Source organism: Agromyces excoecariae (assembly GCF_051715505.1).
Classification (GTDB): domain Bacteria; phylum Actinomycetota; class Actinomycetes; order Actinomycetales; family Microbacteriaceae; genus Agromyces.
In genome coordinates this window covers 107,902-125,081 of record NZ_JBPSLA010000015.1, presented here as the reverse complement: position 1 = coordinate 125,081, position 17,180 = coordinate 107,902, and the positions used below count along the sequence as shown (strand labels likewise).

The 17,180-nt window shown below is 74.4% G+C and carries 18 protein-coding genes; 10 read left to right on the top strand and 8 right to left on the bottom strand.

Annotated features, from left to right (window positions below):
- Complete coding sequence (locus tag ACSJD1_RS15375) at nt 1–507, top strand: Rho termination factor N-terminal domain-containing protein (protein ID WP_438856154.1); 507 nt, start codon at nt 1–3, stop codon at nt 505–507.
- 22 nt (nt 508–529) lie between these two features.
- Here ACSJD1_RS15375 and ACSJD1_RS15370 read toward each other — a convergent pair whose 3' ends face one another.
- On the bottom strand, nt 530–1,360 hold the full coding sequence (locus ACSJD1_RS15370; protein WP_438856153.1) for an alpha/beta fold hydrolase: 831 nt from the start codon (nt 1,358–1,360) through the stop codon (nt 530–532).
- Nucleotides 1,361–1,519: 159 nt separating this feature from the next.
- Between ACSJD1_RS15370 and ACSJD1_RS15365 the strand changes: the two genes are divergently transcribed.
- On the top strand, nt 1,520–3,043 hold the full coding sequence (locus tag ACSJD1_RS15365) for a peptide MFS transporter (protein WP_438856152.1): 1,524 nt from the start codon (nt 1,520–1,522) through the stop codon (nt 3,041–3,043).
- Nucleotides 3,044–3,087: 44 nt separating this feature from the next.
- Nucleotides 3,088–3,900, top strand: coding sequence for a polyprenol monophosphomannose synthase (locus ACSJD1_RS15360; RefSeq protein WP_438856151.1), 813 nt, complete (start codon nt 3,088–3,090; stop codon nt 3,898–3,900).
- Here ACSJD1_RS15360 and ACSJD1_RS15355 read toward each other — a convergent pair.
- The 3 genes from ACSJD1_RS15355 to ACSJD1_RS15345 all read right to left on the bottom strand — a co-directional run bounded on the left by ACSJD1_RS15355 (nt 3,852) and on the right by ACSJD1_RS15345 (nt 7,365).
- Entirely contained in the window at nt 3,852–5,126 is a 1,275-nt protein-coding gene (locus ACSJD1_RS15355; RefSeq protein ID WP_438856150.1) for an ROK family protein, read from the bottom strand. The genes ACSJD1_RS15360 and ACSJD1_RS15355 overlap by 49 nt on opposite strands.
- A 65-nt stretch (nt 5,127–5,191) precedes the next feature.
- Nucleotides 5,192–6,733, bottom strand: coding sequence for a carboxylesterase/lipase family protein (locus tag ACSJD1_RS15350; RefSeq protein ID WP_438856149.1), 1,542 nt, complete (start codon nt 6,731–6,733; stop codon nt 5,192–5,194).
- Between the two features lie 14 nt (nt 6,734–6,747).
- Nucleotides 6,748–7,365, bottom strand: coding sequence for a TetR/AcrR family transcriptional regulator (locus ACSJD1_RS15345; protein WP_438856148.1), 618 nt, complete (start codon nt 7,363–7,365; stop codon nt 6,748–6,750).
- Nucleotides 7,366–7,490: 125 nt separating this feature from the next.
- On the opposite strand from ACSJD1_RS15345, the gene ACSJD1_RS15340 reads away from it, so the two are divergent.
- The 6 genes from ACSJD1_RS15340 to ACSJD1_RS15315 all read left to right on the top strand — a co-directional run bounded on the left by ACSJD1_RS15340 (nt 7,491) and on the right by ACSJD1_RS15315 (nt 12,120).
- Complete coding sequence (locus tag ACSJD1_RS15340) at nt 7,491–7,967, top strand: hypothetical protein (protein ID WP_438856147.1); 477 nt, start codon at nt 7,491–7,493, stop codon at nt 7,965–7,967.
- Between the two features lie 92 nt (nt 7,968–8,059).
- Nucleotides 8,060–8,851 (top strand): MTAP family purine nucleoside phosphorylase, encoded by a 792-nt coding sequence (locus tag ACSJD1_RS15335; RefSeq protein ID WP_438856146.1) that lies wholly within the window; start codon nt 8,060–8,062, stop codon nt 8,849–8,851.
- Nucleotides 8,848–9,972: an NAD-dependent epimerase/dehydratase family protein gene (locus ACSJD1_RS15330; protein ID WP_438856145.1), complete on the top strand. Its 1,125-nt coding sequence runs from the start codon at nt 8,848–8,850 to the stop codon at nt 9,970–9,972. The genes ACSJD1_RS15335 and ACSJD1_RS15330 overlap by 4 nt, the downstream gene beginning before the upstream one ends.
- Nucleotides 9,969–10,643 (top strand): glycosyltransferase family 2 protein, encoded by a 675-nt coding sequence (locus ACSJD1_RS15325; RefSeq protein ID WP_438856144.1) that lies wholly within the window; start codon nt 9,969–9,971, stop codon nt 10,641–10,643. The genes ACSJD1_RS15330 and ACSJD1_RS15325 overlap by 4 nt, the downstream gene beginning before the upstream one ends.
- A complete protein-coding gene (locus ACSJD1_RS15320) occupies nt 10,640–11,272 on the top strand; it encodes a TIGR04282 family arsenosugar biosynthesis glycosyltransferase (protein WP_438856143.1) in 633 nt (210 codons plus the stop codon). Before ACSJD1_RS15325 ends, ACSJD1_RS15320 begins: the two co-directional genes overlap by 4 nt.
- Entirely contained in the window at nt 11,269–12,120 is an 852-nt protein-coding gene (locus ACSJD1_RS15315; protein ID WP_438856142.1) for a class I SAM-dependent methyltransferase, read from the top strand. The genes ACSJD1_RS15320 and ACSJD1_RS15315 overlap by 4 nt, the downstream gene beginning before the upstream one ends.
- Here the strand turns inward: ACSJD1_RS15315 and ACSJD1_RS15310 are convergent.
- Entirely contained in the window at nt 12,006–12,449 is a 444-nt protein-coding gene (locus ACSJD1_RS15310) for a hypothetical protein (RefSeq protein WP_438856141.1), read from the bottom strand. The genes ACSJD1_RS15315 and ACSJD1_RS15310 overlap by 115 nt on opposite strands.
- Nucleotides 12,446–13,636, bottom strand: a complete 1,191-nt coding sequence (locus ACSJD1_RS15305) for a molybdopterin-dependent oxidoreductase (protein WP_438856140.1) — start codon at nt 13,634–13,636, stop codon at nt 12,446–12,448. Before ACSJD1_RS15305 ends, ACSJD1_RS15310 begins: the two co-directional genes overlap by 4 nt.
- Before the next feature lie 147 nt (nt 13,637–13,783).
- Between ACSJD1_RS15305 and ACSJD1_RS15300 the strand changes: the two genes are divergently transcribed.
- On the top strand, nt 13,784–15,247 hold the full coding sequence (locus tag ACSJD1_RS15300; RefSeq protein ID WP_438856139.1) for a hypothetical protein: 1,464 nt from the start codon (nt 13,784–13,786) through the stop codon (nt 15,245–15,247).
- A gap of 81 nt (nt 15,248–15,328) precedes the next feature.
- On the opposite strand, the gene ACSJD1_RS15295 is transcribed toward ACSJD1_RS15300, so the two are convergent.
- Nucleotides 15,329–16,114 carry an SDR family NAD(P)-dependent oxidoreductase gene (locus ACSJD1_RS15295; RefSeq protein ID WP_438856138.1) on the bottom strand — a complete coding sequence of 262 codons (786 nt, stop codon included), beginning with the start codon at nt 16,112–16,114 and terminating at the stop codon, nt 15,329–15,331.
- Between the two features lie 34 nt (nt 16,115–16,148).
- Nucleotides 16,149–17,180, bottom strand: a complete 1,032-nt coding sequence (locus tag ACSJD1_RS15290; RefSeq protein WP_438856137.1) for a lactonase family protein — start codon at nt 17,178–17,180, stop codon at nt 16,149–16,151.

The following is a 17,180-nucleotide window of genomic DNA, read 5'->3' as shown; positions in this document are numbered from 1 at the left end:
ATGGCACCTGCGAACACCGACCAGAACGCTGCCGTGAAGGCGCTCGGCGCCGCCAAGCAGCTCGCCGCCCGAGCCGGGCAGGCCACGCGCGAGCAGCTCCGCAAGCTCCGCCGGAGGAACACGGCGGATGCCGCGGGCGCGGCGACCGCGGACGACCCCGCCGCGCCCGCCGCGACGGGCGAGCCCGTGGCGAGCGGATCCGGGTCCGCGCCCGCGCCCGCGCCGAGCGTCGTCGAAGCCGTGCCCGCGCCCGCCGCTGCGGCATCCGCCGGACCGCAGGCCACCGCGACCCCCACCGCCCCGAAGCCCGCCGCGAAGCCGGCCACCGCGAAGAAGCCCGCGGCCAGGCCCGGCGCGAAGCCCGCGGTGAAGCCGGGTGCGAAGCCCGCGACGGCCGACCTCGCGTCGCGCACGGTGCCCGAGCTCCGCGCACTGGCGAAGGAGCGCGGCGTCACGGGCTACTCGCGCATGACGAAGCCGCAACTGCTCGAGGCGCTCGCCGGCTGAGTCGGCGCGGCGCCGCGGCCGCCTACGACGCGACGAACGTCAGCAGCACCGCGTTGACCTCCTCCGCGTGCGTCCACAGCATGCCGTGGGGCGCACCCTCGATCTCGATGTACTCCGCCGCGGGCAGCATCGGGTGGAAGCGCCGGGCCGTCGCGTCGATCGGGAGGATCCGGTCGGCGGTGCCGTGCATGATGAGCGCCGGCACGTCGATGCGCCCGATGTCGGCGCGGAAGTCGGTCAGCCACGTGTCGACGCACGCCGACGCGGCGTACCAGCCCGCGCTCGTGGCCGTCGCCCAGCTGCCGCGCACGGCGGCCTCGGAGATGCGCGAGCCGAGGTTCTCGTCGAGGTTGTAGAAGTTGGCGAAGAACCCGTCGAACCAGGCGAACCGGTCGGACTCGGCCTGCGCCTTCAGGCCGTCGAAGTCCGGCGCGGCACCGTCCGGGTTGTCGTCGGTCTGCCGCATGTACGGTTCGAGGGATCCGAGGAACGCGGCCTTCGCGATGCGATCGCTGCCGTAGGCGCCGAGGTAGCGGCCGACCTCGCCGGTGCCCATCGAGAAGCCGACGAGCGTGACCTCCGTCAGGTCGAGCGCATCGAGCAGGGCCTTCAGGTCGGCGGCGAACGTGTCGTAGTCGTACCCCGTCGTGGGCTTCGACGACCGGCCGAAGCCGCGCCGGTCGTACGTGACGACGCGGTATCCGGCGCCGAGCAGGGCTCGCGACTGCTTCTCCCACGATGCGCCGTCGAGCGGATAGCCGTGGATGAGCACGACCGGCCGGCCCTCGCCGTGGTCCTCGAAGTAGATCTCGACGGGTGCGGAGTTCTCGGTTCCGACGGTGATGTACGGCATGTTCGGTGTCCCCCTGAGGTGGTGCGTGCGGTCGTCTGCCTCGGAAAGTCCAGCACCCGCCGCTGGGCGGGACAAGGCCCCGTGACGGATGCCGCGACCCCTGACCGCTCGCGGCGAACGGGTGTAGTGTGCTGGGCCATGCGAGACGACGATCGTCCGATGGGGGAGAGCGACGAGTCGGCGGCCGGGGCGGGGGCGAGCGCCGGGGTGACGGCGCCGCCGACCGAGTCGGGTGGCCGCGACGACCGGGCGGACCGGGGCTTCTTCGGCCAGCCGCGTGCGCTCGCGCACATCTTCGGCGTGGAGATGTGGGAGCGCTTCAGCTTCTACGGCATGCAGTCGATCCTGCTGCTGTACCTGTACTTCTCGGTGTCCGAGGGCGGCCTCGGCATGGAGCAGAGCGCCGCGGCCGGGATCGTCGGAGCGTACGGCGGCGCGGTCTACCTGTCGACGATCCTCGGAGCGTGGATCGCCGACCGCATGCTCGGCAGCGAGCGCGTGCTGTTCACCTCGGCGATCGTCATCATGTGCGGGCACATCGCGCTGGCGCTGCTGCCGGGCTTCCTCGGCGTCGGCGTCGGGCTGGTGCTCGTCGCCTTCGGCTCGGGCGGGCTCAAGGCCAACGCCACGAGCGTCGTCGGCACGCTGTACACCCGCGAGGATCCGCGGCGGGACGCCGGCTTCGCCCTGTTCTACCTCGGCATCAACCTCGGCGCCTTCCTCGGGCCGCTGATCACGGGGCTCCTGCAGTCGACCGTCGGGTTCCACTGGGGCTTCGGTGCGGCGGCGGTCGGCATGGCCATCGGACTCATCCAGTACTCGTTCGGTCGCAAGGGACTTCCGCCCGAGGCATCCGTCGTGCCCAACCCGCTGCCGCGGGAGCGGCGCGGCCTCGTCGTCGGCATCGCGATCGCGGCCGTGATCCTCGTGGCGGCGCTCGTGCTGACGCGGCTCGTGACCGCGGAGAACCTCGTGACGTGGGTCATCGGCGGCACGATCGTCGCAGCGGTGGCCTACTTCATCGTCATCCTGACCAGTCACGCGGTGAGCGCCGTCGAGCGCAGTCGGGTGCTGGGGTTCATTCCGCTCTTCATCGCGAGCGTCGCCTTCTGGTCGCTGTACCAGCAGCAGTTCACGGTGCTGACGATCTACTCCGACGAGAAGCTGAACCGCGACCTGTTCGGCTGGGAGATGCCGATCTCGTGGGTGCAGTCCATCAACCCGGTGTTCATCATCCTGCTGTCTGGCGTCTTCGCGGCGCTGTGGACGAAGCTCGGCGACCGCCAGCCGTCGACCCCCGTGAAGTTCGCGCTCGGCACGACGATCATGGGCGTGGCGTTCCTGCTGTTCCTCCCGTTCGCCGGCGGCGGGGCGAACTCGACCCCGCTCCTGGCGATCGTCGGCATCCTCTTCGTCTTCACCGTCGCCGAGCTGCTGCTCTCGCCGGTGGGGCTGTCGGTGGCGACGAAGCTCGCGCCCGAGAAGTTCCACACGCAGATGGTCGCCCTGTTCTTCCTCTCGGTCGCGCTCGGCACCGCGATCGCGGGTCAGCTGGCGGAGTTCTACACGGCCGTGCCCGAGACCATGTACTTCGGGGTGCTCGGCGCCATCGCGATCGTGCTCGGCGGGGCGCTGGCGCTCGCGACGCGGCCGGTGCTGCGGCTGATGCAGGGGGTGCGCTGAGCCGGTTCGCCGCCCGCCAGCACCGGCCGGTACGATGCCCTGACATGTCGTCGCGTGGTGAGGAGCAGCCGTTGAGCCGACCCCTCGTCGTGATCCCCACGTACGACGAGCGCGAGAGCCTCCCCGGGGTCGTCTCCCGCGTGCGCGAGGCCGTGCCGGGCGCGACGGTGCTCGTCGTCGACGACGGGTCGCCCGACGGCACCGGCGACCTCGCCGACGAGATGGCCGCCGCGGATGCCGCGGTGCACGTGCTGCACCGACGGGGCAAGGAGGGCCTCGGCGCGGCGTACCTCGCCGCGTTCGACTGGGCGCTCGAGCGCGGCTTCGATCCGATCGTGCAGCTCGACGCCGACGGATCGCACCTGCCGGAGCAGCTGCCGGCACTCCTCGATGCGCTCGAGACGACGGATGCCGCGGGCCGGACGCCCGATGCCGTGATCGGCTCGAGATGGGTGCCCGGCGGTTCGGTGGTGAACTGGCCGCGCCGACGCGTGTGGCTGTCGAAGACGGGGAGCACCTACTCGCGCTGGATGCTCGGGCTGCCCGTGCGCGACGTGACCGCGGGGTTCCGCGTGTATCGGGCCGAGGCGCTGCGCGCCCTGCACCTCGAGGACGTGCACACGCGCGGGTACGGCTTCCAGGTCGACATGACGTGGCACACGGTCATGGCGGGGCTTCGCGTCGTGGAGGTGCCGGTCACGTTCGTCGAGCGCGAGCTCGGACGGTCGAAGATGAGCGCGGCGATCGTGTTCGAGGCGATGGGACGCGTCACGGCCTGGGGCATCGCACGCCGTTTCCGCCCGACGCGTCAGGCGAGCGCCGAGACCAACCAGGATCGCAGGCCGTCGCGCGCCTGACGTCGCGCCCCCTCGAGCCCGAGCTCGTCGCCCGACCGTCCGGCCGTCAGACGGGGGATGGAGCCCAGCGCCCCGCCGCCGATGGTCGGTCGGTTGTCGCGGAAGGATGCGTCGATGTCGGCGACGAGGGGTGCCCACCATCCGCCGACGATGACCACGTCGGGATCGATCGTCGGGACGACGACCTGCAGGGCGCGGCCGATCCAGAGTGCGGCGTCCAGCCACGCCCAGCGTGCGCGGTCCTCGGAATCGGCGATCCGCACGGTCAGTTCGGCGATCGCGGCCCGGCGGCCGTACGTCAGCTCGAAGTCCTGGAGCTCGGCCTTGGCGAGCACGACGTCCGGTGCAGCGACGGTGGCGAGGCATCCGCGCTGGCCGCACGCGCACCTGATGCCGTTCGGCACGATCGGGAGGTGCCCGAACGTGGCGGCCAGCCCGTGCGCGCCCGAGTACGGCTCGCCGCGGATCACGATCGCCGCCGAGACCTGCGCGTCGCCGGCGACGTGCAGCACGACCTCGTCGCGGTGCCCGGCTCCGTCGGCGGACCGGGCCCTCGCCTCGCGAGCGGCGCGGGCGGATGCCGCCGCGCGGAGCGTCGGCGGGACGGCGAGGTCGTGCTCGATGCCGGCCAGGCGATCCGACCGGGCACGTAGGGCCGACACGACGTCGAGCGGGTCGAGCCCGAGCGTGGCGTCGCCGATGGCGAGCTCGGGCGTGCCGACGACCGCGCCCTGCACGAGGAGCGTGGCCTCGGCGATCCGGCGGCCCTCGCGCTCGGCCTGGGCGATGGCACGGTCGACGACGACGGCGAGCGCGTCGAGGGGTGCGGCGTTCGCGGGTCGCGGGTCGACGTCGGCGACCGCCACGGGCTCCTCGTAGCGCGCGAGCTCGGTGCCGTCGAGGTCGGCGAGCGTTGCGACGGCGTCGTCGCCGGCGACCCCGGCGGTGAGGAGCAGCCGGTCGGCGATCGTGAGGCGCAGCCTGCCGTGGCGCGCGTGGTCGCCGCCGCCGGGTTCGACGAGCACGCCGGCTTCGAGCATCCGGCTCACGAGCCCCGACACGGCGGTGCGTCCGAGCCCGGTCGCACCGGCGAGCTCAGCGCGCGTGGCGTTGCCGTGCGCGAACAGGTGGTCGATCAGCCGCCCGGCGTTCTGGGCGCGGCCGGCCGCGTTCGCCGCGGTGCTCTCCGAATGGTCAGGGGCTTCGGTGGCGCCGGGCTGCGTCATGGCGCCAGCATGACGGCTCGGGACGGCACCCGAGAAGTGCCCCGTTCGGGGGGTGGCGGGTCCGGTCACACGCCGGCGAGCGGCCGGGCCGAAGCGTATGCGTCCGGAACGGTGGCGATGGTCGTGTCGTACACCCGGGCCGGGAAGGCCTCGCCGGCCGCGGTCGGCCACGACGGATCAGCGCCGCGGACGAACGCGACGACGTCGGCGTGCAGGTGGTCCGCCAGCCCCTGCGGTGGGCGGGGTCCCGCGATCGCGGGCACGTGACCCTCGCCGAGCACGTCGAACACGAACGGCACGTCGAGGCAGTGCACCGCGGCGCCGGAGACGGGAGAGCGCCACGAGAACCGGTACGCCCAGGTCGCGGCGGGGGCCGCGCCATCCGCCGCCGCCACCGCCGCGCCGAGCTCGCGGGCCGCGACCATGCGGACGAGGGGCGCACGGAAGACCTGATCGCTGACGTACCGCCCGAGCACGGCCCCCGTGCCGTGCAGGCGTTCGCCTCGGTTCGCCGCGAGCCACTCGGAGCGTCGCGGCTCGCGGAGGCCGAGGCGCTTCAGCGCCGCCTTCCTGGACGCCCAGCGAAGCCGTCCCTCGGCGCTGCGGAACGACGAGGAGAACTCGTCGTCGGTCGTGCCGATCACGAGCGGCACCGCGGCCCCGGCGCCGGCGGCGATCGACGACGCGGTCTTGGCGGGGATCACCCGCCCGTCGACGACCGGCCCGAGCGGAAGGCCGTCGGCGACCAGATCCGCGGCGCCGCCGCGGGCACCGCGAGGCTGGAGCGCCTCCCGCTGCAGCTGCCGCACGCGCTCCTCGGACAGCGAGCGGAGCCCGTCGAGGTCGGCGCGGACGCCGCCGAGCTCGCCGATCCGCTGCGCGAACGCCTGCGCCCGCTCGCGCGACACGTCGGCGACCGCGGGGGAGACGGCCCACACGCGGTGGAAGAGGCCCTGCGCCCGCGGCATCCCGAGCAGCGTCAGCACGGCTCCGCCGCCGGCGGACTGCCCGGCGATCGTCACGCGCCCGGGATCGCCGCCGAACGCGGAGACGTTGTCGCGGACCCACTCGAGCGCGAGCAGCCAGTCGAGCACGCCCCGGTTCGGGGCGGCTCCCGCGATCCAGCCGAACCCGTCGAAGCCGAGCCGGTACGAGACGTTCACGGTCACCACACCGTCGCGGTTGAACGCGCGACCGTCGTACCAGGGGCTCGCGGGCGAGCCGGCGACGTAGCCGCCGCCGTGGAACCACACGAGGACGGGCAGTGCGCCGTCGCCGCCCGGATCGGTCGGGCTCCCGGTCCTCGGCGCGGGTGTGAAGACGTCGACGTTCAGCGTCGCGTCGCCGGGCACCGACGGTTCCGGGATCAGCGTCGCCCCCGGGTCGCCGCGCTGCGGCGTGGGCCCGTGCTCGATCGCGTCGCGGACGCCCTCCCAGGGGCGCGCGGGCACCGGCGGGGCGAAGCGGAGGTCGCCGACGGGCGGCTCGGCGAAGGGGATGCCGAGGAACGCCGCCGAGGCTCCCGGCGTACCGGCAGCGCCGCGCCACCATCCGCGCACCGACCCCGCCCTCGTCCGGACGTCGACGGTCGGTTCGGGGTCGGGCACGGGAGCTCCTTCGGTCAGGCCTCGGCGGGCGGCGCCGGCGACGTCGGTGCACCGGGGGACTCGAGCAGTCGCAGCAGCGCCGACACGTGCGCCGCCATGTCGAGCGTCGGGTCCATGAGCCACTGGACCTGCAGGCCGTCGGCCGACGCGAGCATGAGCATCGCGGCCTGCTCGGCGTCGAGGTCGGCGCGGACCGTTCCCTCGGCCTGCATCCGGCGGATGTCGACGGCGACGATCTCGCGGAACGTCCGCGTCCGATCGGCGAAGAACGCATGCGCCGGGTGGGCGGGGTCGGTCGCCTCGGCGGACAGGCGCACGTACAGCTGGATCAGGCCGGGCACGTCGGCGTTGCGGTCGATCGTCTGGCGGAACGCCTCGAACGTGGACACCTCGCCCAGGCGTTCCTCGACCCGTTGCAGGTCGGTCTCGTCGCGCTTGCGGAGCACGGCGGCGAAGAGCTCCTCCTTCGTGCCGAAGTAGTGCAGGAGCCCGGCCTGGCTCAGCCCGACGGCCTCGGCGAGCTCACGGACGGACGCGCGCCCGTAGCCTTCGCGCGCGATGACGTCGAGCGCGGCCGTGAGGATCTCCTCGCGCTTCGCGACGCCCTTCGCGTACGCCCCCCGCCGTGCCATGCCTCGATCCTAGGTTGCGTCGCCCGATCGACCAGTCAAGGGGTTGGGAGCCCGATGCCTCGCGGCGTACGCTGCCCCTGCGGGCGACCCGCCAGGGCCGCCCTGACGACACGCGAGGGGGACGCATGCCGAAGACCGCTGCCGACCGCGACGCCCGCCGAGACGCCAAGCGGGCCGTGAAGGAGGCGGAGCGCGCCGAGAAGCAGGCGCGCAAGCTCGCCTCGTCGTTGCCCGAGCCGGCGAAGTCGCGGGTGAAGTCCGCGGCCACCGCCGAGAAGCGGCGCATCGTCATCGTCAAGCGCGATGCCGACCGCGCGCCCTACGCCGCGCGCCGCGCCGCGAAGCGCTCGTCGGCGCGCCTGGAACGCGTCGCCGTCAGGTACGGGACCGCGGGCGGGCGGGCGTCGTCGGCCGACGCGTCCCGCCGGGGCGGCGCCGCGAAGTCCATCGAGCGCCAGCGCAAGCAGGTGAAGCGGCCGTCGAACATGGCGATCGTGAGTGGCTTCCGTACGCTCTTCACCACGATCACGACCCCGAACGACCAGGAGCGCGCGCGCAAGACCGCGAAGGAGCGCGTGCGGCGGATGCGGCGGGCGGGCTGACGTGACGACGCCGAGCCGCATCCGGCGCCGCGTCACCGGATCGTAAGGAACCTCCTCGATCCGGCGGAGCGGGGGACGGGCAGGGTTGAGCCATGGAAACGGTGGGGGTGATCGGCGGCACGGGACTCGCCGCGCTGGTCGACGGCGACACGAGCGAGCGCTCGACGCCGTTCGGCCCGGCGATCGTCACGTCGGGTGAGCTCGCCGGTCGCCCGGTCGCGTTCCTCGCCCGCCACGGCGACGGGCACACCATCCCGCCGCACCGCATCAACGCGCGGGCCAATGCCTGGGCGCTCGCCGACCTCGGCGTGCGCGCGGTCGTCTCCACTGCGGCGGTCGGGTCGCTGCGCGCCGAGCTCCCGACCCAGTCGTGGGCGATCCCCGACCAGCTCCTCGACCGCACGTGGGGACGCGCGGACACCTTCTACGACGGGTCCCTCGTACGGCACCTGCCGTTCGCCGAGCCGTTCTGCCCCGAACTCCGGCGCATCGCGGTCGAGGCGCTGCCGGATGCCGCGCCGCGGGCGACCGTCGCGGTGATCCAGGGCCCGAGGTTCTCCACGCGGGCCGAGGCATCCGTGCTCCGCGACGGCGGTGCGGATCTCGTGAACATGACGCTCTGCCCCGAGGTCGCGCTCGCCGCCGAGCTCGGCATGGGCACCGTGACGCTGTGCCTCGTGACCGACACCGACACGGGCCACGTCGAGGACGACCCCGACGCGGTCACCGCCGAGCTCGTGTTCCGCCGACTCGCCGAGGCACGGCCGCGCGTGCTCGCCTCGCTCGAGCGGATCGTCGCCGCGATCCCCGCGGACTACTCGCCGCGTGAGCTCATCGACCCCGGGGCCATCGCGCACGTGCTGGGGATGCCGGTGGTGCGATGACGATCCTCGTCACGGGCGGTGCCGGGTTCATCGGGGGCGAGGTCGTGCGGCTCGCGCTCGAACGGGGCGAGGCGGTCCGGGTGCTCGACTCGCTGCGGGCCGACGTGCACGCGGCATCCGTCGAACCGCCCGACGGCGTGGACCTCGTGCGCGGCGACGCGCGCGACCCGGCCGTGCTCGACCGCGCCCTCGACGGCGTCGACGCGGTGTTCCACGAGGCGGCGAAGGTGGGCCTCGGCGTCGACCTGCAGGACGCGCCCGACTACGCGGCGTCGAACGTGCTCGGCACGGCCGAACTCGTCGCCGCGATGGCGCGGGCCCGCACGGGGCGGCTCGTGCTCGCGTCGTCGATGGTGGTGTACGGCGAGGGGGCCTATCGCGACGCCGAGGGGCGGCGGCGCAGGCCCGCCGCACGCACCGTCGCCGACCTGGACGCCGGCCGGTTCGAGCCCCGCGACCCCGAGACGGGGCATCCGCTCGCGCCCGACCTCGTCGACGAGGACGACACGCTCGACCCGCGGAACGTCTACGCGCTGACCAAGCTCGCCCAGGAGCATCTCGTGTCGGCGTGGGCACGCGCCGGCGGCGGTCGGGCGGCCATGCTGCGCTACCACAACGTCTACGGACCGCGGATGCCGCGAGACACCCCGTACGCCGGTGTCGCGGCCATCTTCCGCTCGTCGCTCGCGCGCGGCGAGGCGCCCCGCGTCTTCGAGGACGGCGCGCAGCGCCGCGACTTCGTGCACGTGACGGATGTCGCCTCCGCGAACCTCGCCGCCGCGGATGCGCTCGGCGGGCTGCCGGAGGGCACTGCTCGTGCGTTCAACGTCGGCTCGGGGGTCGTCACGACCGTGGGCGACCTCGCGGCAGGGCTGGCACGAGCGATGGGCGGGCCGGATCCGGTCGTGACGGGGGAGTACCGGCTCGGCGACGTGCGGCACATCACCGCGTCGTCCGCGCGGGCGCGGGACGAACTCGACTGGGCGCCGCGCGTGGCCCTCGCCGACGGGCTCGCGGAGTTCGCGTCGGCCGGCGCCGACCCGGCTCCGGCAGCCGCGGCGGTGGCCGACGGAGCCGGGCCAGACCGGGGCGGCGTCGAACGGACGGGGGCCGCGCGATGAGCGGCGCGGCGCCGAGCGTCGACCTCGTCCTGCCGTGCCTCGACGAGGAGCGGGCGCTGCCGTGGGTCCTCGGGCGACTGCCGGACGGCGTGCGCGCGATCGTCGTCGACAACGGCTCGACCGATCGCTCGGCCGAGGTCGCGCGCGATCACGGCGCGACCGTCGTCACCGAACTCCGTCGCGGCTTCGGTGCGGCGGCCAACGCCGGTCTCGAGGCGGCCACGGCGCCCCTCGTCGCGTTCTGCGACGCCGACGCGTCGCTCGATCCCGCCGACCTGCCCCGCCTCATCGGGCTCGTCGAGCGTGGCGACGCCGACCTCGTGCTCGGCCGTCGGAAGCCGACGAGCGGGGCGGCGTGGCCGGTGCACGCGCGGGTGGCCAACCGCGTGCTCGCCGAACGCATGACGCGCCGCACGGGCACGCGCCTCCACGACCTCGGCCCCATGCGCGTCGCCCCGACCGCCCGCCTGCAGGCGCTCGGCATCCGCGACCGGCGCAGTGGCTTCCCGCTCGAGATGGTGCTCCGGGCGGCCGCCGACGGATGGCGCATCCGCGAGCTCGACGTGCCGTACCGCCCGCGTGAAGGCCGGTCCAAGGTGACGGGGACCGTGCGCGGCACCCTCACGGCGATCGGCGACATGTCGCGCATCTTCCGCGAGGTGCACGCATGACCGCCGCCGCCGTCATCGCGAAGGAGTGCCGACCGGGTCGCGTGAAGACCCGACTGACGCCGCCGTTCACGCCGGAGGAGGCCGCCGCACTCGCCGCGGCCGCACTGGACGACACCCTGGGCGTCGTCGCCGACCTGCCCGTCGACCGACGTGTGCTCTACTTCGACGGCGACGTGGTGCCCGAGGCGGCGGCCGGCTTCGACGTGCTCGCCCAGCCGACGGGCGACCTCGACGAGCGGCTCGCGTACCTGTTCGACGTGGTCGACGAGCCGATGCTCCTCGTGGGCATGGACACCCCGCAGCTGTCGACCGGACTCGTGGCGGCGGCGCTCGGCGTCGGCGACGCCGACGGGGCGGTCGGGGCGTGGCTCGGCCCGGCCGCCGACGGCGGCTTCTGGGCACTCGCGATGCGGGAGCCCGACGGCGCGGTGCTCCGCGGCGTGCCGATGTCGCGAGACGACACCGGACGGCGCCAGCTCGAACGACTCGAGGCGGCGGGGCTCGTCGTGGGCCTCCTCGACCAGCTCACCGACGTCGACACGGCCGACTCCGCGGCATCCGTCGCCCTCACGGCACCCGGCACGCGCTTCGCGAGACTGCACCGCGAGCTCACGCGAGGTCGGCGATGAGCGCCCCGCCGCTCCGGCCGCCGCCGCCGACCACCGGGCCGAGCGCCCCGGCCCGCGGAACGCCGGCGGACGGCGATGGGGCATCGTCGCCTCGCCCCGCGCCGCCCGACACGGTCGCCTTCGGCGCCGGCCGCGGCGAACCGTACGTGCGACTGCTCGCCGGTCAGGATGTCGCGACCCTCTCGCTCCGCGGAGCCGACGGCACCTCGTACCGGCTCGACGCGGGCAGCTGGGTGCGTCCGGCGGGCGATGCCGACCTCACGGTGCTCGACCGCGCCACGGGGCCGCTGCTCGACGTCGGATGCGGTCCCGGCCGGATGCTGCACGCCGCCGACGCCCGATCGCTGCCGGCGCTCGGCATCGACGTGGTGCCGCACGCCGTCGAACGGGCGCGTCGATCAGGCGGACTCGCGCTGCAGCGGTCGGTCTTCGACCGGCTTCCGCTCGAGGGGCGTTGGCAGAGCGTGCTGCTCATGGACGGCAACATCGGCATCGGCGGCGACCCGTCCGCGCTGCTCCGTCGCTGCGCGGAGCTCGTGGCCGGGGGCGGCCAGGTGCTCGTCGAGGTCGATGCCGACGCCGACCTCGCGGTCGTCGGCCACTGCACGCTGGTCGACGGCGACGGGCGCGAGAGCGAGCCGTTCCCGTGGGCGCGTCTCGGCTGGGCGGCGGTGGCCGACCTGGCCTCCGATGCAGGCCTCGCGGTCTCGGAGCACTGGGACGCCGCAGGGCGTCACTTCGTGCGCGCCGCGCGCTCGGCGCGGAGGAGCCTCGTGCGCGAGACGCGCAGGGCGATCGTGGCGACCACGAGCAGCACGGCCCAGATGACGGCGATCGCGACGCCGTAGGAGCCGACGAGGATCGTCGGGTTGGGATTGCCCAGGGTCGAGGCGACGAGCGCGGGCACCGTGATCGCCGTCAGGATCGCGCCGACGACGAGCGCGCCCTGCGCGACCGCGACGCCTCGATCGCCGACCCGGCTCCGCACGCGCGCGGCGCCGAGCCCGACCGCGACCACGACGGGCGCGACCACGCCGTCGTGGAGCAGGATCGCGGCGCCCACCCACACCACGATGCCGAGCCAGCGCGAGGGCGCGATCCCGGTCAGCGCCAGGAACGCGCCGAACGCGGCGAGCCCGAGGCCGCCCGCGATGAGGATCCCGCGCGCCGCCCTCATGCGGTCACCTCGATCCGCCGCAGCCACTTCGTCTGCATGACGCCGGGCCGTCCCGGCGCGATCACCCGAGCGGGGTAGCCGTGGTCGATGTCGAGCGTGCCGCCGTTCACCTCGAGCGCGACGAGCGTGAGCGGGTCGCGCGCGTACTGGGGCGGCATCTCCGTCCGGGCGAACGCGCCGTGCTCCTGCAGGCTCTCGATCCGCAGGGGGGCGGTCGGTTCGCCGGCATCGGCCGCGGCGAGCAGGTCGACGAGTCGCACGCCCCGCCAGGTCGCCGACTGGCTCCACCCCTCGACGCACGCGATCGGCAGCACCTCCTCGGCCTGGGGCAGCGCCCGCAGGTCGTCGAGCGTGAAGTCGGTCGAGCCCGACGGCGTCGCGACCGTGAGCACCCAGTCGGGCGCGACCGCCGTCTCGGTGACCCCCGCCTGCGCAGCCGTGCGGTTGACGGGCAGGCCCTGCGGGCCGACGCCCATCCGGCGCGGTGCGAGCACGTTGAACGGTGCGAGCGCGGGCACCGCCTGGCCGGCGGTCAGCACGACGGCGGATGCCGCGGCGGCGCCGACCGCGCCGAGGAATCCGCGACGCGACACGAATCGCCCCGTGGCGTCCGCTCGATCGCCCTCGGGTCGTCGCCAGACCTTCACGATGACGGGCAGCTTCACGCCGAGGTGGATCGCGAGCGCCCCGATGAGCACCCACGCGAGGGCGAAGTGCGTCGCGCGGAACGGGAAGGGGAACGCGTACCACTGCACGAGGTTCATCAGGCCGATCGTCACCTCGACGAGGGAGACGCCGACGAGCACGGCGATCGACGCCCGCTCGAGGAGGTGCGGCACGGACGTCACGGGCGGCCACAGGAACAGTCGCGGGTACACCGTCCAGAGTTTCGCGAGCAGCAGCGGCACTGCGGCGGTTCCGGTGATGACGTGCAGTCCCTGCGTCACGCGGTAGAGCTCGACCGGCCGTGTCGGCATCGGCAGCCACGGCAGGGGGCTCTGCAGCAGGTGGCTGTACACGCCCGTGGCGAAGCACACCAGGAAGGCGGCGCCGAGGAGGCGACCGACGACCACCGTCGTGCGTGCGCCCTTCACCGGCGGGTCGGCGGCCGCGCCGTGCGCGGCGCCCATGAGCGGCTCGAGTCGCTCCGCGATCCGGGCGGAGGCGCGTTCGGTGAAGCCGGCCATGCTCCCAGTCGACCACTGCGGCGCGGCGGATGCGAGGCGCGGACCTTACGGTTCGCGGACGGCGTCCCCGGGCAGCGCCGCGCGGTTCCGACTTCCGTAAGAAGTCCACCCCTGCCCGGGCACGTGCCCCGTCCGTAGTCTCGGAGGGTGCAGGTCGAACCCGAGGGTCCCGGCGGCGCCGACGGCGCGTCCGCGGCCCCCACCGCCCCGGATGCGGCATCCGTCCCGTCCGCTTCGCGTCGTCGCACCCTCGTCGTGGTCGCACCGTGGGTCGGCCTCGGCGTCGCGCTCGTGCTCATCGCATTCGCCATGATCGTGCCGCCGCTGCTCGGCCAGAGCGTGCACATCCGATCGTTCCCGCCGCTGCACGCCGAGTGGATGCCGCGGCTCGGGCCGGGCACGCTGCCCGCCGTGCTGCTCGCGGTCGCCGCATCCGCGTGGGGTGTCCCGCTCGCGCGCCGGTTGCGCTGGGGCGCGCTGCTCGGCGTCGTCTACGCCGCCGGCGTGGCGTGGATGGTCGCGCTCGCGACCGTCGACGGCTGGGACGGGATCGGGCGGATCCTCGAGCACCGGTACGAGTACCTCGGCACCGCGCGCGAGGTCGACGACTTCAGCGCGACCCTCCGGGACTACGTCGCGCACATCCCGCTCGACTCGGAGGACAACTGGCCGGTGCACATCGCCGGTCACCCGCCGGGCGCGCTGCTGTTCTTCGTCGTGCTCGTCCGCCTCGGACTCGGCGGCGGGCTCGCGGCCGGGTTCGTGGTGCTCCTCGTGGGAGCGACCGCGGCGCTCGCCGTGCTGACCCTGCTCCGCCGCTTGGGGGCCGAGGACGCCGCGCGACGGGCGGCTCCATTCCTGGCGATGGGGCCCGCGGCGATCTGGATCGCGGTCTCAGCCGACGGCATGTTCGCCGCGATCGCCGCGTGGGGGCTCTGCGCGCTCGGGTTCGCCGCGACCGCGCGTCGTCGCGTGCCGCCGGTCGATCAGGGCCGGCGGTTGGCTCGGGGCACGGGAGCCATGGTCGCGTGGAGCGTGCTCGCCGGGCTGCTGCTCGGCTACTGCGTGATGCTCTCCTACGGCCTGCCCATCCTCGGAATCCTCGCGCTCGCCGTGCTCGCGCTGGGCGGCGACTGGCGGCCGCTTCCCATCGCGGGTGCCGCGGCGCTCGCCGTCGTGCTCGCCTTCGCGGCGTTCGGCTTCGCCTGGTGGGAGGCGTTCCCCGTGCTCGTCGAGCGCTACTGGGACGGCGTCGCGAGCCGCCGCCAGTTCACCTACTGGGTGTGGGGCAACCTCGCCGCCCTCGCGTTCAGCGCGGGCCCGCTCGTCGGCGCGGGCGTCGCGACGGCCGGGGCGCTCGCGATCGGATGGCGCTCGGAGGCGCGCCCGGACCGCGTGGTGATCGTGCTCGCACTCGCGGCGGCCGCCACGATCATCGCGGTCGACCTCTCGCAGATGAGCAAGGCCGAGGTCGAGCGCATCTGGCTGCCGTTCGTCCCGTGGCTCCTGATCGGCACGGCCCTCCTCACCGAGCGTTGGCGCCGTGCCGGCCTCGCCGGCCAGCTCGCCTTCGCGCTCGTCGTGCAGCACCTCCTCGTCACGAGCTGGTGAGCTCGCGGCCCGGTCGGGTCGGGCCGGATCGGACTGCGAACCGGCGCGACAGCGAACTGCCGGCCGCACAGCTCGGGCGCGTCAGCGGCGCTCTTCGGCGACGGCGTTGCCGCCGTCGACCGCGAGCAGCTGCCCGGTGACGTACGACGCGCCGGGGCTCGCGAGCCAGGCGATCGCCGAGGCGACCTCGTCGGGGCGGCCGCTGCGCCCGACGGGCACGAGGAGCCCCTCCTCGGCCTCGCTCGGAAGCTGGCTCGCCGTCGCGATCCAGCCGGGCGCCACCGCGTTCGCCGTGATCCCGGAGAGCGCCTCGTCGACCGCGAGCGCTCGGACGTAGCCGAGCATGCCCGCCTTCGCCGTCGCGTACCCGACGTCGCCGCGCGAGGCCATGAGCGGTCCCGAGACGCTCGAGACGCAGATCACCCGCCCCCATCCGGTCTCGCGCATGCCGGGGAGCATCGCCCGGGTCAGCAGGAACGCCGTCGTGAGGTTCATCGCGAGGCCCGCGTTCCAGTCGGCGAGCGACATCGTCCCGTCGCCGCGCAGCATCTCGGGGTCGCCCGTCGCGATCATGCCCGCGTTGTTCACGACGATGGTGGGGCGGATGCCTCCTGCCGCGAGCTCGGCCGCGAGGTCGTCGACGTGCTCCTCGAGGTCCAGTCGCGCGATGAGGCCGGTCGCGGTGATGCCGGTGCGACGAAGTTCCTCGGCGCGCTCGTGGACGCGCTCGCTCGTCGCCGTGAGCACGACCCCGGCGCCGAGCTCGCCGAGCGCCTTCGCGGTCGCGAATCCGATGCCCTCGCGGCTGCCGGCGCCGCTCACGATCGCGACTCGTCCGTCGAGGTTCCATGCGGCGGGAAGGTCCATGGCGCCATCCTAGGCAGGGCGGCCGCCGTTCGGATCAGGGCAGCGGCACGACGCACGCGGGTGCGCGCAGTTCGAGCACCCCGCGGGCGATGCCCGTCACGAGGTCGACCTCGACGAGCGCATCGCCGAGCTGCGCCGCAACCACGACGGTGCGGTCGTCGAGGTGCGCATGGTGGCGCGGCCACGCCGAACCGATCGGCAGCTCAGCCGCCAGGCGCGGGCGCGCGGCATCCGTCGCCTCGAACACCGAGACCGTGTCCCGGCCGCGCACGAGCGCGGTCAGCAGCCGACCCGACGGGGCGCGGTCGAGGTGCGACGGCTGCACGACGGCGTCTCCGCCGGCCTCGGCGACCGCCGGCTCGCTGCCGGTCGGCGCGACGCTCGACGCGTCGAGCTCGAGGGTGTGGAGACGCCCGTCGAGCTCGCCGACGACGTGCAGCAGCCCGCCGCCGACGACCATGTGCCGCGGACCCGTGCCGGGCGGCAGCTCGAGCGTGCGGACGATGCGCAGCGCGGGAGCTGCGGCATCCGTCGCACGTTCGATCCGCAGCTCGTGGATCGCGTCGCCGCCGAGGTCGCTCACGAGGTGCGTCCCCCACGGCGTCGCCGCGAGCTGGTGCGCGTGCGGGGCCTCCTGTCGGTCGGCGACCGGCCCGGTGCGATGGGGGAGCGCGAGGGTGACCGGCCGGCCGAGCTCGCCCGAGGGCTCGAACGGCACGGCCGTGACCGAGCCGCCCGTGTAGTTCGCGATGAGGAGCACGCCCTGCTCGGAAGCGACGACCACGTGGCACGGATCGGCCTCGCCGTGCTCGACGACGGCGATCGGCGCGATCGCGTCGCCGTCGAGGCGGAAGCTCGCCACCGATCCGGACGAGTCCTCCTCGACCGCGAACGCGAGGTCGCCGGATCGCGCGACGAACGACGGATTCGAGGCCGTCGCCGACGTCACGATCCGCCATGCGCCGTCGGCCGAGCGCTCCGCGAGGTGCACCGATGGCGCCGGACCGTCCGGGGTGTACGACCCGAGGAGGAAGCGGCGGGTGCGGGGCTCCTTGGGCGCGGACAT

Coding starts and splice junctions, on each gene's coding strand:
- ACSJD1_RS15375 (WP_438856154.1), top strand. CDS start 1: ATGGCACCTGCGAACACCGACCAGAACGCTGCCGTGAAGGCGCTCGGC.
- ACSJD1_RS15370 (WP_438856153.1), bottom strand. CDS start 1,360: ATGCCGTACATCACCGTCGGAACCGAGAACTCCGCACCCGTCGAGATC.
- ACSJD1_RS15365 (WP_438856152.1), top strand. CDS start 1,520: ATGGGGGAGAGCGACGAGTCGGCGGCCGGGGCGGGGGCGAGCGCCGGG.
- ACSJD1_RS15360 (WP_438856151.1), top strand. CDS start 3,088: ATGTCGTCGCGTGGTGAGGAGCAGCCGTTGAGCCGACCCCTCGTCGTG.
- ACSJD1_RS15355 (WP_438856150.1), bottom strand. CDS start 5,126: ATGACGCAGCCCGGCGCCACCGAAGCCCCTGACCATTCGGAGAGCACC.
- ACSJD1_RS15345 (WP_438856148.1), bottom strand. CDS start 7,365: ATGGCACGGCGGGGGGCGTACGCGAAGGGCGTCGCGAAGCGCGAGGAG.
- ACSJD1_RS15340 (WP_438856147.1), top strand. CDS start 7,491: ATGCCGAAGACCGCTGCCGACCGCGACGCCCGCCGAGACGCCAAGCGG.
- ACSJD1_RS15335 (WP_438856146.1), top strand. CDS start 8,060: ATGGAAACGGTGGGGGTGATCGGCGGCACGGGACTCGCCGCGCTGGTC.
- ACSJD1_RS15330 (WP_438856145.1), top strand. CDS start 8,848: ATGACGATCCTCGTCACGGGCGGTGCCGGGTTCATCGGGGGCGAGGTC.
- ACSJD1_RS15325 (WP_438856144.1), top strand. CDS start 9,969: ATGAGCGGCGCGGCGCCGAGCGTCGACCTCGTCCTGCCGTGCCTCGAC.
- ACSJD1_RS15320 (WP_438856143.1), top strand. CDS start 10,640: ATGACCGCCGCCGCCGTCATCGCGAAGGAGTGCCGACCGGGTCGCGTG.
- ACSJD1_RS15315 (WP_438856142.1), top strand. CDS start 11,269: ATGAGCGCCCCGCCGCTCCGGCCGCCGCCGCCGACCACCGGGCCGAGC.
- ACSJD1_RS15310 (WP_438856141.1), bottom strand. CDS start 12,449: ATGAGGGCGGCGCGCGGGATCCTCATCGCGGGCGGCCTCGGGCTCGCC.
- ACSJD1_RS15305 (WP_438856140.1), bottom strand. CDS start 13,636: ATGGCCGGCTTCACCGAACGCGCCTCCGCCCGGATCGCGGAGCGACTC.
- ACSJD1_RS15295 (WP_438856138.1), bottom strand. CDS start 16,114: ATGGACCTTCCCGCCGCATGGAACCTCGACGGACGAGTCGCGATCGTG.
- ACSJD1_RS15290 (WP_438856137.1), bottom strand. CDS start 17,180: ATGTCCGCGCCCAAGGAGCCCCGCACCCGCCGCTTCCTCCTCGGGTCG.